The organism is Legionella bononiensis (assembly GCF_016786215.1).
In the GTDB taxonomy this organism is placed as follows: domain Bacteria; phylum Pseudomonadota; class Gammaproteobacteria; order Legionellales; family Legionellaceae; genus Legionella; species Legionella bononiensis.
Window position 1 is genome coordinate 41,073 of sequence record NZ_JADOBG010000001.1, and the last position, 15,346, is coordinate 56,418.

Sequence of the window (15,346 nt, forward strand, 5' to 3'; positions counted from 1 at the left end):
ACTATATACCCTCAAGCATAGGACAAAGGCACTTGCTACCTCCAGTCCTAGTGCCTTTATAAGCATTTAATCAGGGTCTAATTGCTTTTGGGCGGTTAGTTGAAGACGGTCAAATGTGCAGGTTTTAAGATATTGGTGAGCATCCACAATCTCATCAGCAAGGTCTCGGTACCTTAATAATGAATTATTGAACAGATAAAATAAAAGACAAAGATTCTTTATCCATTGATTTAAGTTGGGCTGGATGGGCGGGAAAACCCAATAAATTAATAGTTCAGGCGGGGTAAAAAAACGTCGCTTCATGCTTGTTATAAAATAAATTCACAATACGCGAGTTGTCGAGTTCCTGAAATTGTTTTATTGATGCTAAATCGGATTTACCTTGGAGTTTAATAGTAAAAATCAATTGTTTTGCTTTGCCAGATTCTATCCATTTTTTGATGAGGCCATAAGCACGATCAGGATAGCAAGCCACGTCCGATAACACCCAATCATAACTGTGTTCTATAGTACGAGGATCTAAAGCAAAAGCGCTCTGTTGTAAAAAATGAACTCCGGGAAGTTTCGCTATTTTTTCATCCAGTTTCGCTTTATCAACCGCAGTAACGGTCGCGCCCAGCGATTGCATGACGTAAGTCCAGCCGCCAGGTGATGCGCCAAGATCTAAAACCGTATCACCTGGTTGAGGATATTTTCCCAGCAGGAACAAAGCTTCCCATAATTTTAAATAGGCGCGATTGGGTGGATTTACTTTATCTTCTATGAAGTAACACTGCCCCTGTGGCCATTTTTTTAATCGTTGAGCACTATAAATCAGGGTGTTTTTATCCAGAAGGCAAAAAGCGCCAATAGCAGGCAGTTCAATATCTCTGGCGAAATGACGAGTAATGGAAGGGCATTTGCGGAGTTGTTCTTCAATTAAGCGCGATCTTCTGATGTGATTCACCGGGTGTAAATACCAGAATGTTCCAGCTTGACGAAGTATTTTAACCGCCTCTGAAATGGATTGAACTGTCGCGACTACGGGTTCAAGCCAAATATCCTGGGCAAAACATACATCGAGTTTCTTGTGGGAAGAAAATACCAAATCTTCAACTACTTCCGTTTTATCTCCTAACTCGTCACAAAGTTCAGTACGAAATTCAGGTTTGGTAACGTATACAGCAGCAAGATTTTTCAGAAGTTCCATAGGTTTTGTCTAATTTAATAATAAACTCAGAATGGGATTTTTAATACAGCCATAAATAAGGATTTACGAAAAAGACCTTTTAACGAAGGAACTGAACGATTTTCGTAAGTCCTGTAAATAATAGAAACAGTTGAAGTATACACAATACGGGTGCAGTAAGTAATCATTTGATTCTAATTAATAATGGAATATTATGAATGGAGGCAGGGATGGTTTGTTTATTTTTGGTCAAATTGGTTTCTGGTATGCCAATTTGATTGATCGAGTGGTGATTTATGCCGTCTTCTCAGATTATTGGAACTTCAGAACAGGTCGCGCAACGTGCTTGTGACTATTCGCGATCCTATATTCTGATGGGTAGTACCCAGCTTGTTACTAATTCTTATCTTGCAATTCAACAATATTCTCTGAGAAAAGCGTTATTTGATCTGAGATACGCATGCAGGGAATCCCGGATATACGCGCTGGAAATAGATAAAGCAATCAAGCGATTTTACCAGACAATTGATCTCTGTAAAAAATATTCATTAGGAAATTGTTATGAACTGGCTTTAATGGCTTTGGATTATGTAGTTCATTTCGCACCTCAGGTTGACGCGGAGGTTTACTATATCATCGGAGGTGATCATGCTTTTTTAGTGATCGGAAAGGAGAAAAACAGTCATCCTAATAAGCCAGAAACATGGGGTAATAACGCATATATTTGTGATCCCTGGGCTAATGATGTCTATCCTGCGTCACAATATAGAGCCAGGACTAAAAATTTTTATCGTACTTTAGACAGTCAGTCCGGTACTTATATTAACCAAACACAGAATTTTAATCCGCTCAGACACTCTTTATCGCCTATGAAAAATGCGAGTACCCAACATATTCGGCAAACACAATCGGAACATCATCTTAAAAAAATTGTTAAATTCTTTGAGGAAAAAAACACGTATATATTGAATGCAATGAATTTTCTTGAAGGAAGGTTAACGGTAATAGTGAACCGATTAATTGAGAACTATGGCAAGGATAACGAAAAAAGTATGGTGATTAGCAAAGTAATGGAGCAATTGAACAATTCAGCGGCCGCTATCAGGGAAAGTATCAACGAAAAATATAATCTCAGTGATTACAGATCTTTACGGGATACATTGGAGAATTCATTAAAGCAGAATGTGAACGCATACGTTCAGGCCGTTAAAATAAGTCAGAAAGATTATGATGCTTTATATCAATATCATAATAAAAGCGCATTTAGTACCTTCATATTACAATTTTTTAATATTCCTCCAATTACAGTAAGATTAACCAAAGAGGCTTTACGCACAGCAACAGATGAAGTGCAACGAGTTTTGCAAGAAGACAGTGCTACCTGGTCAATTAAATAAGGTCACGAAGCGCTTTGGATTAAAATGGAAGTCGCTGATCAATAGTGCCAAAGGAGGGATTATGTTAGGAATAGCAATCGTTCTATTTTTGATAGCAGCTGGTCTGGGGATTGTGCTTATAACAGCGGTATTACAAGATAAGCCTGTTCTGCTTCCTGCATTATTTTTGCATGGGACTTTTGCGGCAGTAGCGTTATTGATTGGGTTCTGTTATCTGTTTGTATCAGGGATATCTGGATTATTCATTACCAGTTTAGGAATACTCTCTGTAGCGGCACTGCTGGGAGCGACTTTGGTGTTTATCGATATTAAAAATAAAACAGTGTTAAAACTGGTAGCAGTCTTGCACCCGTTTATTGCTATAGTGGGTTTAATTCTACTGATTATCGATGTTTTGCCTTAACTGCATTGAAATTAAATTATAAACCGAATCACCATACAGGGACGATAGTACATGAGCGAATTTTATCAATCACCACCCAGTTTAGGTAACCAGTTTGAAGAAGACAGGGTTTTAAGAGACTATCTTGAATGGAAATTGCCTGCTCACATAGTAACTGAAATCAAACCAGACCTGCATCGATTGGGACATCGTGTTGTTGACGACATTTATCTTCTTGGAAAACAGGCTGAATTAACGCCGCCTCGTCATATTCCCTATGATCCCTGGGGAAGACGAGTGGATTTGATCGAAACATCCAATGCCTGGAAAGAGCTTGAACGTATTTCGGCTGAAGAACAATTAGTCGCAATTGGATACACGCGTCACTATGGAGCCTTATCGCGTATTTACCAATTCGCCAAATTGTACCTTTTTCACCCATCATCGGCTGTATTTACTTGTCCACTCGCCATGACCGATGGTGCTGCAAGGGCATTGGAGCTATATGGAGATGAAAAGCTCCGACAGAACGCTTTTCAACATCTTGTTTCGTCTGATCCCAAACAGTTTTGGACTTCAGGGCAATGGATGACCGAACGAACGGGGGGCTCTGATGTAAGTGGTACGGCAACCGTGGCCATACCTGATGGTTCACAGTTCCGCTTGTCGGGAACTAAATGGTTTACTTCAGCAACGACTTCTCAAATGGCGATGACACTCGCCAGGATTGATGGAGCTCCTGAAGGCAGTAAAGGCCTGAGTCTTTTTTATCTGGAACTTCGCGATGAGACTGGAGCTTTAAATAATATTCGGATCAATCGCTTGAAGGAAAAGCTGGGTACTCATGCGTTACCGACAGCGGAACTGACTCTGGAGGGCGCACGTGCAACTTTGGTTGGTGAGCCAGGAGATGGCGTTAAGAAAATTTCTTCATTATTTAATATTACACGGCTGTATAATGCCTGTTGCGCTGTTGGCTATATGCGAAGGGCAATAGCACTTTCTCGCGATTATGCACAAAAACGCAAGGCCTTTGGTAAATATTTATCGGAACATGGATTACATCTGGAGACCTTGGCTAATCTGCAAGTGGAGTTTGAGGCTGCTTTCCATCTGATATTTCATGCCATTGAGTTATTAGGAAAAGAAGAGGCGGGGAACGCTACTCATGAGGAATCCGCAGTGCTTCGACTGCTTACGCCCTTGGCTAAACTGTATACTGCCAAGCAGGGTATAACGGTTGTGAGTGAAGCCCTTGAGACTTTTGGTGGTGCGGGGTATGTAGAAGATACCGGGTTGCCGCAATTACTGCGGGACGCGCAGGTATTGGCAATTTGGGAAGGAACGACTAACGTTTTGAGTCTGGACGTTTTGCGTGCGATCCGGAAAGAGCATGCGTTGTTACCGTTCATTAACGATATGCTGGAGCGTTTGAATACAATTGATACCCCAGATTTACTTCCTTTTAAAGTAAAGATGCTGGAAGCGGTAGGTAGTCTGAGGCAATACAGTGAATCCATGATGACTATGAGTGATGAGGAACAACAAATATCAGCACGACATTATGCTTTTTGTTTGACTCAGATTTATGTAGCGGGTTTATTACTGGAGCATGCACAATGGGCTCTAATCCATGGTAAGGGACCTCATTCATTGCTCACTGCTCGACGATGGTGCTCCAGGGATTTTACTGCTCTGCTGACGCCTACAGAAGAATATCGCAAGGAATCAAAATCGCTTGCTCTGGATAGATAAAAATAAACAAATCCATTTTGAACCCCTGTTTCTTCTGATGCCATAAAGAATCCACCAAAGCTGGTTGATCTTTGGGGATTCCGAGAGGAACGAATCAGTATAATTGCTGAATTATTTTGGATGCAGCAGACCTTAAAACCGGGTTTTTTTATACTTTAAAGGCCTGTATTGCTCGCTTATCCTGGGTTTTATCGGTGTTTTTCTAGGATTCATCAAACAGTAAAGAGCTATGGAAGCTAAATACGGCAATCCAAATAAAATGAGCAAATGTTTTATTGTGCCGGAAAGTGCTATATCCAAAGGGATGCTGAGAGCAAGAATTAATTGAACAATTCGGTTTTTGATAAAATCAGGGATGAACAGTTGTACCATGTTTTTTTTATCCATTACATTTTAGTCAAAACTTACGATTCAACTACCCAATTTAGGATGATGGGGTTTTTTCGTAAGTTCTGTTCGTGTTAAAAAATCAGTGAACCCTTTTCAATCAGGAACACGATTAATTGCAGACCCATTTGCTCTCTGCGATGATGGAGTAGACCTCATTATCGCCTATGACTATATGGTCTAGTAATCGAGCATCTACCAATTCAAGCGCATCGCGAATGCGCACGGTAACTTCCAGATCCTGGTGACTTGCATCGGAAACTCCAGAAGGATGGTTGTGGGCAAGAATTAAAGCCGCTGCGTTAAGTTGAAGTACCCGTTCTATAATGGGTCGTGGATGAACTGTTGCAGAATTAATGGTCCCTGAAAATAATTCTTCATAGGCTATAATTCGGTGTTGATTATCAAGGTATAAGGCAGCAAAAGTTTCATTTTTATAATCCCGTAACCTTTTTTTCAGATAGGCATAGGTTTGTTTGCTGTTGGTTATCTGAGTGTCTTTTTGTAAATGGATAAAGTCACTGCGCCGGCAGATTTCCTTTACTGCCTGTAATTGCAGGTAGCGGACTTCTCCCAGGCCGGGAATCTCCTTGAAGTTCTGGGCAGTGGCATTGAGTATTGCTCGTAAATCGCCAAGATGCTTTATGAGATCATAGGCCAATTGCACACATGATTTTTTCCTGCTTCCGGAACTGATAAATACTGCTAATAACTCAGTATCAGAGAGGCTTTGAACGCCGTAATTAAGTAATTTTTCACGCAGATCGAACCGCGGTGTTGATTGGACAACCGTCATTTTGTATTCCTTTTATATTCCTTTATTGCGAAGTTTATGCTTTGATCGGTGGTATTCTTATAAAAAATGGTTAGTCATGCAAGATTTTATTGATAAAAAAATCCTTCTGGGGGTTTGTGGGGGTATTGCTGCTTATAAGTCAGCCTATCTGGTAAGGGAATTAACCCGACTTGGAGCCGATGTCCGAGTGGTAATGACTCAGTCCGCTCAGCAGTTTATCAGTCCTTTATTAATGCAGGCTTTATCCAGTAATGAAGTGCGTACTGATTTATTTGATATGCAATCAGAACATGCCATGGGACATATTGAATTGGCGCGATGGGCTGATTATCTGTTAATTGTGCCGGCCTCTGCAAATTGTCTTGCTAAAATGGCTCAGGGCATTGCAGATGATTTATTATCTACGTTGTACCTGGTGGCTGAAACGCCAGTAATCGTTTGCCCAGCCATGAACCGTAGTATGTGGGCTCATCCAGCAACTCAGGCAAATTGCGAACTATTGAAAGAGCGTGGCGTACTGTTTGTTGGACCTGAAGAGGGCTCTCAAGCCTGTGGTGAACATGGATTGGGGCGGGTCAGTGAGGCAGAACAGGTCATTAGTGCTCTGCGTTTGTATGAGGTTCATCAGCTGCTGGCTGGAAAAAAAGTGTTGATCACTGCTGGACCCACTCGAGAGGCGATTGATCCTGTACGCTATTTAAGTAATTACAGTTCTGGAAAAATGGGCTTTGCTTTAGCAGAGGCGGCTGCCATGGCTGGAGCACAAGTAACACTGATCAGTGGACCTAGTGCACTATCTGCTTCGGCAGGAGTAGAACTGGTTCGCGTAGAGTCCGCGCAATCCATGTTGGAAGAGGTCATGAATCGTTTACAACAAGGAACTCTATTTATAGGCGCGGCGGCTGTTGCTGATTATAAAATGGTGACTCCCGCAGCAGAGAAAATGAAGAAAAATAATCATGCAGAATTAACACTTAATTTAGTCAAAAATACCGATATTCTCAGTACGGTTTCCGCTAGCGGTAAAGCCGGTTATGTTGTTGGGTTTGCGGCTGAAACGACTGACCTGATTGAGTATGCCAAAGAGAAATTAAAGCAGAAAAAATTGAATATGATTATCGCGAATCAGGTGGGGAAGGGAATGGGTTTTGAGAGTGATGACAATCAAGTCACTATAATTACAAAAAACAATCAGATAGAACTTCCTTTAACCAATAAAACGCGTCTGGCCGGACAAATTATTGCAATCCTTGCAGCAACTCTGCAAAATGACCCCCATTAAACTTATTGGAACTGATGATGCAGCAGGTAATACAATTAAAAATTCTGGATTCACGAATTGGGGACACGATTCCTTTACCTACTTATGCTACTAGTGGCTCTGCTGGTCTGGATCTGAGGGTTTGTATTTCTGAACCCATCCAGATAGCCCCACAGGAAACAGTATTGTTACCTACAGGACTTTCTATATATATTGCGGATCCCAAATTGGCGGCAGTTATATTGCCTCGCTCGGGTTTGGGGCATAAAAATGGCATCGTATTAGGAAACCTTGTGGGATTGATTGATTCTGATTATCAGGGCGAGTTAAAAATCTCCTGTTGGAATAGAAGTCAGGAACCTTTTACGATTAACCCTGGTGAACGTGTCGCTCAATTGGTTTTTATACCGGTAGTCCAGGCTGCCTTTGAAGTAGTTAATTCTTTTACAGAAAGCAGTAGAGGTGAAGGCGGCTTTGGTAGCTCAGGGAGACATTAGATGATGTATCAGCAAGTACAAATACCTCGTTCCGTTTTTCGCGCTTACGATATTAGAGGCGTCATAGGTCAGGATTTGGATGAACACTCTTTTTATACCATTGGATTAGCAATTGCTTGCTATCTGAACACTTTAAATCGAACACAGATTTATTTGGCTCGTGACGGACGTCTTACCAGTCCGAGTCTGTCCCTGGCCTTAAAAACAGGACTTCTGGACAGTGGAATTGATGTGGTGGATCTTGGCGCTGTAGCAACACCTGTTATGTATTATGCTACCCATACTCAAGGGCTGGATTGTGGGCTAATGGTTACAGGAAGCCATAATCCTGCGGATTATAATGGCATTAAAATGGTGTTGGCTGGGAAAACCTTAACTCAGGAAGATATAGACACACTTTATGAAATGGTCGTAGAAGGTCAACGCATACAGGGTAAAGGTAAGGAGACACATCTTGATGTAATGGGTCATTATACCCATCGTATAGTCAGCGATATCCAAATAAAAAGACCGCTGAAAGTTGTGGTTGATTGCGGGAACGGCATCGCGGGACCAATAATTCCAGCAGTATTATCACAGTTGGGCTGTGAGGTTATTCCCATATATTGTGATGTGGATGGTCGTTTTCCCAATCATCATCCTGATCCGACTATAGAAGCGAATTTAGCGGATTTAAAGGAAGCAGTAGCTCTTCATCATGCAGATATAGGTCTGGCGTTTGATGGCGATGCTGATCGCTTGGGATTGATTACCAATGCAGGGGAGATGATCTGGCCTGATCGTTTGATGATGCTGTTTTCCCGGGAGGTATTAAGCCGAGTACCCGGAGCTACCATAGTTTATGATGTTAAATGTTCTACTCATCTGGAACAAGTCATTAAGGATGCAGGTGGAACAGCCAAAATGTGTCCTACAGGCCATTCTATTGTTAAGGCGGTAATGAAAGAAGAGCAGGCTGCTTTGGCCGGAGAAATGAGTGGTCATCTGTTTTTCAAGGATCGTTGGTATGGATTCGATGATGCGCTGTATAGCGCCTGCCGATTATTGGAAATTATCAGTTCCTCTGATTTAACAGTTAGTGATCAATTCAAGTTGATACCCAATAGTATCAATACTCCGGAACTAAAGATCACCATAGCAGAGCAAGAAAAATTTATTTTTATGAAATTGTTTAGTGAACAAGCAGATTTTCCAGATGCGCGAATTCTTACTATTGATGGCTTGCGAGTGGAGTTTGCCAATGGCTGGGGATTATTACGGGCATCGAACACTACCCCTTGCCTGGTGGCTCGTTTTGAAGCAACTGATGCGGATAATCTGTTACACATTCAACTTTTATTCAGAAGGCAAATTCAATTATTAAATGCTGGACTGGTATTACCTTTTTAAGGTTTAAACTTATCGTTTCGATTTAAAAACGTTCTGATGGGCTTGCGGTTATATTAAAAACCATTGTTTTTTCTGGACTCATTGTCTTCAGTAACTTCAGGCCTGTTCTCAGAAATAGTAGATGAATAACGTTGAGCGAATAATTGATGCGGGTTTATCTTGAGTCGGTATTCTGAATCATTTATCAGGCTGTTCAGCTCCATTTTGGTTGATGAATTACCGTATAATCCACGGATGGCCCTGACTATCCACAGACTGCTGCGCAATTGGCTGATAAAGAGAAACTCTGAAGCAATGGGATTATTTTTTGTTCCATTCAGATCATTTTTTAATTGTTTAATCTCTTCTGATGAAAGGGATTTTATATGCTGACTGATTACGTTTACCGCAATTGTTTTTTTGTTTTTAAGACTTAAATCGGGATCTTGGCTAATCTCGCCCATCACGGCTTTTAAATCAGCGTAATTAGCGATCGTTTTATCATAGTATTGAGAGCGAAAATGGTAGTTTTCTATATCCACACCTTTTGATTCTAATACTTCAGCAACTTTCGGTGTCATTTTTGCGCCCTGTGACAGAAGATGTCTGATGACGCACAAGGGATCTTTTCCTGGATTTATCTGTTCAGAACCAGGTTCATAGGATTGGGCCATGTCCGCAGCCACTTCAATGGGGCTCTGTCCTTCAAAGTTAGCACTACCAAGATACTCGTTAAATGCTTTTTGACTTTCATCAAAACGATATTCGCCCAGACGAATATTAATATGTAGAGGAGTATCTCCTTCTTTTATCAGTGTTTCCTGTTCAGAGGAGCATAATTCTAAATAACGGTCGGATTGACTTTCGATATCGTTTTTAATTGAGCGGATTAACGAGTTCTGATTAATAAGAGATTCCGCCATGTACTGATTGAATTCCTGTTTAATGGTGTTCAGATCGTTCTTTCCGTGCTCACTGTTCAGGTACTCGCGAAATTCGGGAATAGAGAAGAGCACTGCTCGTAGTTTTATGACTCGTTCATGCGTTGCCTGAGTTATCAAATTAATATCAGAAGCATCCTTGGGATTGGACGGATCTAAATGTAAGGCCATAGCACTTTTCATGAGTTGTTCAGGAACCATGATGCATTTCAGAAATCGTTTCCATTTATATTGATTGAATTCCGGATCATTTTTTAAACTGCTGAATGCATTTCTTTCACGGGTATTAATGTATGCTCTATCATCATTAAATTTAACTGCAAACCGCCCATGCGTCGGCCAATAATGATTTCCAGAATCCCGAAGATCTGGAAAATTGATCAGATCTCTGGGCGTAATATTAAATGACTTCTCTCCATACGACCAGTTAGTGGCCCGTAAATTGATAAAAGACATAATGCTGTCACTGAGCATCAGATCATGATCGATATTGAAAAAAACAATATGTGGTTTGTTGTTCTTGATGATGGTATAGATGCCAAAATTCCCTTTATGTAAGTCATCTTCTTCCAGGGTGTATTTGTTAACAAAAGTATTGGCAAGAGAATCCATATCAATAGTAAGAGCCCCTTTATTTCTTTGTTCCATTAGGGTGCTGAAAAAGCCATGTGGAAGCTGATTAAGAAATTGGTACGGGATGTCCGCTGAATTTTTTATTTTGACCTTAGTAAATTCATAGTGTTTTTTTTCGGGAGAAAAATGAATTCTTTGAAATGCGGTGTTTTTAATATTGACCTGCTGGGCAATAGCAAGATGAATATGAAGACAAGCAACACCCGTAATCTTTTTTTGTTCCTCATCATGAACTAAATGGTATTTGGGGGTTGAATTAGGAAGCATAAAGAGACGAGCCATCTCGCTAAATGCTACTTCTTTGATTGATGCTTCAGGATTACGATGTTTATTTTCTTTATAAATTATAGGTACGATAGATCCATCTTCAAGCTGATATTTCAGATCGTGCGTTATGTGCCCAGTTAGTCGTGAACCAGAATGGTCATTTAATCCATCAATATTATTAAATAAATAAGGACTTGGCATCGCTTGATTTCACCATTTTGAAAATTATTTGTACTATTTAAGAGTAGCACAATAAGATTAAGAGATTATTACATCCTTCCCGCTTCCTTACGGTCGCGGCTCGGTTTTCTGATTTAATAGAAATGATACAAATGCGACCTACATGGACACATTGTTTGTTTGATGGGCGAAAAACAGCTTTTGTGGCATAATGATGCGCACTGTGTAACTCTAATTATTTTTAGAAGATGAAATACCAAAATTACAATTGAAGCAACAGACTCGGCTCAATTATCTTACAATTAAAATAAACCAGTTATTCTGTTGTGTTCTTTTGGAGCACATACAGCATCACTTCCAACGGGTGCTGATTGTGTAAACGTGCCGGTACTTTTTCTTTTTTGATGAGTTCAAACCGGCATTCATTGGCCAGGCTTTTAATATAATCAGGATGATGGTTGAAGCGGGCACTGGTTTGGAGTGTCCATGGTTCCTGCTCACTGATTTCGGTAGAGAAAATGAAATAGCCTTGGGCGTTCAGGTGATGACTAATTAACTGAAACAGGGTACTCAAATCGCCAAAATACGGTAAAACATCTGCGGCAACAATCAAATCATAGGGTTGTTTATTTTGGTTGAGAAAGTCAATGACTTCAGAATGAACCAGCGAGTCATAGATCCCTTTCTCTTTGGCATGGGCAAGCATTTTTTCAGCAATATCGATACCAGTTAACCGTTTGCTGATTTCACGCAGTACCACTCCAGATAAACCCGTTCCACAACCTATATCCAAAGTGTTATTGACCTGGAGTAGTTCCAGTTCATGGATTGTTCGACCAATGTGCTGTGGGAGCGAATAATTGAGTTGGTCTTTCATATGGTGTTCGTAATATAGGGCGTAATTATTAAACAGATTTTTGGCATATTCCGGAGTTGTGTCAGCATCTGTTGTTCCATTCAGGGCATTTAGCATATGTTTGCTGATGGTATCCTGAGGATTTATTGTCAAAGCCCGTTGTAAATATTCACGTGAAGTTTCTCTCATATCCATTTTTAAATAAATGGCCGCCATATTATTTAGAGAGGGGGTGTGGGTGTTGTTTAAATTCAGAACCTGTTCAAAAAAAATAATCGCTTCATTTAAATGGCCTAAAGCCATCTGAGCTACACCTGAATTATATAAATACTCTATATTATTGGGTTCTTTTTTTAGCAAGACATCGTAGTGCATCAAGGCGTTTTCAAAACGGTCATGATGCATGAATGTGGCTGCTAGATTGTTGCGAGCATCAATGTCTTCATTGTCCAGAGCTAATGCTTTAGTGAAGTAATCGACCGCAATCTGGTTTTGATCTTTTTTGAGAGCAATAACCCCCAGGTTGACCAGCGTCTGAACGTGTTCGTGATTCTGTTCCAGAACTTTTTGAAAAGCGTGTTCTGCATCTGTAAGCATATTCTCTTCAAGATATAAGATTCCCAGATAAAAATAGGCTTCTGCATGTTCAGGATTTAGGGAAATGACATTATTAAATTGGGTTTTAGCAGCAACTAACTGATTATTTTGGAGCAACAGTAATCCCAGATTAAAATGTGCTGCGCTAAAATCCGGTTCTGCATTGACTGCTTTTCCATAATGGACCAGTGCCTGTTGGTAGTTATTCTGTAATGCATATACCGTTGCCAGATTATTATGTGCCTGTGCGTATTCAGGTTTTAGTTGAATTGCCTTCAGATAGAATTGAATGGCTTTATCCAGTTGATTGGACTTTTTATAAGCATTGGCAAGATTATTTAATAAAGCAGGATCATCCGAATTTATTTCTTGTGCCTGTAACAGGTATAAAATCGCATTATCCATGTCTCCTAATTGAGCATAGGTTAAGCCCAGAAAATGCAGAGTGTCATAATGTTTTGAGTTTCTGGAAAGGATGTGCTCATAGAGGCTGATCGCTTGCGGAAGTTGACCTTCATATTGAAGCTTATAGGCTTGAGCAAAGAGATTTTCTAATTCAACATTCATTTTAAACTGGGAATAATTTCGCGTAAATGGTGTAAGGCTTTTGCGCGATGACTGATGGTATTTTTAATAGTAGCAGGTAATTCGGCTGCTGTGCATTGATATTCTTTTATAAAGAACACAGGATCATAGCCAAATCCACCTGTACCTGAGGCGACCAGACTAATCGTTCCATGGCAAATGCCCGTAGAAATCACAGGAGCAGGATCCTTGGCATGCTGAACCAGAGCTATGGCGCAATAAAAATAAGCCTGCCGCTGTTCGGCAGGTACATGCGCCATATTATGTAACAAAAGTTGGATGTTTTCCTGATCGCTGGCCAGAACTCCAGCATAACGCGCGGAAAATATGCCCGGCTCACCATCAAGTGCAGGCACTACCAATCCGGAGTCATCTGCCAAAGCAGGCTTATTTGCCAGGAAGCTGGCATGTCGTGCTTTTATTATGGCGTTTTCTACAAAACTTAAACCGGTTTCTTCAGGACTGTCTATGCCTAAAGAGGTTTGTGATATACATTGAATGGGTGCTAATAAATCGTGTAATTCTCTTATTTTTCCAGAATTACTGGTGGCAAGAATAATTTCTTTCATCATGGTTGTCTTTAGAATTTTTGGCCATTGTAACGTGACAGAGGCAAGAACTAAACTACAGAACCATTAAATAAATTCATAACCTTAAAGAAAAATTTAAGGCCGGGAGTCTGTCAACTTCCGGCCTTAACGATAAATCAGAATTGATTGAGCATAATCAGCTCAGAATCCTTAACTAACCTTAACTTGAACTTCTGATGTCTGGTCTAATTGATTGTCCTCACCTAAATCAGGATCTGCTCTGAATTTTTGTGAATCAATTAATAAATCAGCAACATCTTGCATATCATTCGCTTCTTCCTGCGTGATTTCGACAGCATGAGCTGGGGCAAGATAATTGATTTTAATCTCTTCAGGAATACAGTCCTGAGGATGATTCTGGATGTATCGGTCTGATCGTACCAGATATTCATTAATGTATCCTTCATAAACAGACTTACCATTGAGCATCTCCAGCTCACACAAATCCGCGAAATGAGCATTCACATTACCGAATTTATCTCTGCCAAACTTGTTACCCAAACGTTCTTTGGCTTTTTCAGAAACCCGAACAAGATGTATACTGTCCAGTGCATCACGATCTTGCTTGTATTCTTCGGGACAATTATCAACCATGGGCGCTCTTTTCTTAGATTTGGTTTCAGTTGATACCATTTCACCATGATATTTACTTACTTTTCCTGATAAAGTTGCTGAGATAAGCGTTTGGTCACCACTGTGTTGAATATGACATTGATAGGGATCAGCCTGGATGTATTTTTTACCTGGAGTAAGATGCCAACCGGTAAATTCCAATAGAGTTTTGACTATTGTTTTTAATGCGTTGGGTATCCAGGTGGATTGAGTAATCATATCGTACACTGCAGCTTTAAATGATTTAAACGCATTATTCATGACCACGCGTAATTTGACGTTGGCTTGATCGTTGAATTGTGATTTTACTTCCAGTGCTATACCTGCCCCATAACAGTCACCTTGTAAAATGATGTCATCAGGATGAATGCCTTGTTTTAATAAGGATTTGACTACAGAGATACCCGCATTGATTAAGTCATTTGCTTCTCGAACCTGTCCCGTACTTTTTCCTGTGCCAGGGAAATTAAACGCATGTACGGTAGCGCCAGTTTGCTTGGCGGCAGCAGTTATATCGCGAAAGCAGGCTTGATAATATGTATTTGCTCCAGGGAAATAAACGATGTGTTTGCCAGTTCCTGGTTTGTTCTCCGCTTTTACTTCCGGTGCGCATTTAAGAACTTCCAATTGACAGTCCTTACCAGAAGTTAATTTGGAATCAACCATAGTTAAAGCAAAATTCAAACCTTTAAATGCTTTGTGGTATAGGGCTTTCTCATCCGTTTTTTGTTGTTGCAGGAAATCATCAAATGCTGCATTTCCCTCTGGATTAGCTGTTTTAGGTCCATAACCTTTCTCTTTATACCAATCACCTTTACCCACAGGAAAGAGTGCACCGGCGACTAAGAGTTGTAAACGACTATGAAAAAAAGAGTCTTGTTTTACTACTTTAGTTGACTGAGTTGTTTGTGTCTTAGCCATTGGTTTCTCCAAATACAAATAAAATTGGTTAAGTTAGATTGTAGCAACTGATCCTTAAGGAAGTATTAATTAACTTCACTTGGATTAATTATCGGCCATTAATTAAACGTTAAGGATATATTATCAAACTTAGCAATAAAAGTGATCTAATTT

13 protein-coding genes are annotated in these 15,346 nt (G+C 40.2%); 6 read left to right on the forward strand and 7 right to left on the reverse strand.

The annotated features are described in order from the left end of the window. Positions 1–274 precede the first annotated feature (274 nt). The gene (locus IZU94_RS00220) at positions 275–1,189 is read right to left on the reverse strand and encodes an SAM-dependent methyltransferase (RefSeq protein WP_203107238.1); all 915 of its coding nucleotides are present in this window, start codon (positions 1,187–1,189) and stop codon (positions 275–277) included. 275 nt (positions 1,190–1,464) lie between these two features. On the opposite strand from IZU94_RS00220, the gene IZU94_RS00225 reads away from it, so the two are divergent. From IZU94_RS00225 to IZU94_RS00235, 3 genes are all read left to right on the forward strand, one after another. Continuing rightward, positions 1,465–2,565 (forward strand): hypothetical protein, encoded by a 1,101-nt coding sequence (locus IZU94_RS00225; RefSeq protein ID WP_203107239.1) that lies wholly within the window; start codon positions 1,465–1,467, stop codon positions 2,563–2,565. Positions 2,566–2,626: 61 nt separating this feature from the next. After that, a complete protein-coding gene (locus tag IZU94_RS00230; RefSeq protein WP_203107241.1) occupies positions 2,627–2,968 on the forward strand; it encodes a hypothetical protein in 342 nt (113 codons plus the stop codon). Positions 2,969–3,019: 51 nt separating this feature from the next. Further along, a complete protein-coding gene (locus IZU94_RS00235) occupies positions 3,020–4,702 on the forward strand; it encodes an acyl-CoA dehydrogenase family protein (protein ID WP_203107242.1) in 1,683 nt (560 codons plus the stop codon). 132 nt (positions 4,703–4,834) lie between these two features. Here the strand turns inward: IZU94_RS00235 and IZU94_RS00240 are convergent, their stop codons facing one another. Both IZU94_RS00240 and radC read right to left on the reverse strand, forming a co-directional pair. Beyond that, on the reverse strand, positions 4,835–5,089 hold the full coding sequence (locus IZU94_RS00240) for a hypothetical protein (protein ID WP_238400664.1): 255 nt from the start codon (positions 5,087–5,089) through the stop codon (positions 4,835–4,837). 112 nt (positions 5,090–5,201) lie between these two features. Further along, positions 5,202–5,885: a RadC family protein gene (radC, locus tag IZU94_RS00245; RefSeq protein WP_203107243.1), complete on the reverse strand. Its 684-nt coding sequence runs from the start codon at positions 5,883–5,885 to the stop codon at positions 5,202–5,204. Positions 5,886–5,961: 76 nt separating this feature from the next. Between radC and coaBC the strand changes: the two genes are divergently transcribed. From coaBC to IZU94_RS00260, 3 genes are read left to right on the forward strand one after another with little or no spacing between them, the layout of a single operon-like run. Next, a complete protein-coding gene (coaBC, locus tag IZU94_RS00250; protein WP_203107244.1) occupies positions 5,962–7,167 on the forward strand; it encodes a bifunctional phosphopantothenoylcysteine decarboxylase/phosphopantothenate--cysteine ligase CoaBC in 1,206 nt (401 codons plus the stop codon). Positions 7,168–7,184: 17 nt separating this feature from the next. Then, a complete protein-coding gene (gene dut / locus IZU94_RS00255) occupies positions 7,185–7,643 on the forward strand; it encodes a dUTP diphosphatase (protein ID WP_203107442.1) in 459 nt (152 codons plus the stop codon). Continuing rightward, complete coding sequence (locus tag IZU94_RS00260; RefSeq protein ID WP_203107245.1) at positions 7,644–9,032, forward strand: phosphomannomutase/phosphoglucomutase; 1,389 nt, start codon at positions 7,644–7,646, stop codon at positions 9,030–9,032. Between the two features lie 53 nt (positions 9,033–9,085). Here the strand turns inward: IZU94_RS00260 and ankK are convergent, their stop codons facing one another. The 4 genes from ankK to sdbB form a co-directional block, all read right to left on the reverse strand. Further along, positions 9,086–11,053 (reverse strand): Dot/Icm T4SS effector AnkK/LegA5, encoded by a 1,968-nt coding sequence (ankK, locus tag IZU94_RS00265; protein WP_203107246.1) that lies wholly within the window; start codon positions 11,051–11,053, stop codon positions 9,086–9,088. Between the two features lie 295 nt (positions 11,054–11,348). Then, positions 11,349–13,052: a tetratricopeptide repeat protein gene (locus IZU94_RS00270; protein WP_203107247.1), complete on the reverse strand. Its 1,704-nt coding sequence runs from the start codon at positions 13,050–13,052 to the stop codon at positions 11,349–11,351. Beyond that, the gene (rdgB, locus tag IZU94_RS00275) at positions 13,049–13,639 is read right to left on the reverse strand and encodes an RdgB/HAM1 family non-canonical purine NTP pyrophosphatase (RefSeq protein WP_203107444.1); all 591 of its coding nucleotides are present in this window, start codon (positions 13,637–13,639) and stop codon (positions 13,049–13,051) included. The genes IZU94_RS00270 and rdgB overlap by 4 nt, the downstream gene beginning before the upstream one ends. A 171-nt stretch (positions 13,640–13,810) precedes the next feature. Beyond that, positions 13,811–15,193 (reverse strand): Dot/Icm T4SS effector alpha/beta hydrolase, encoded by a 1,383-nt coding sequence (sdbB, locus tag IZU94_RS00280; protein ID WP_238400264.1) that lies wholly within the window; start codon positions 15,191–15,193, stop codon positions 13,811–13,813. Between the last annotated feature and the right edge of the window lie 153 nt (positions 15,194–15,346).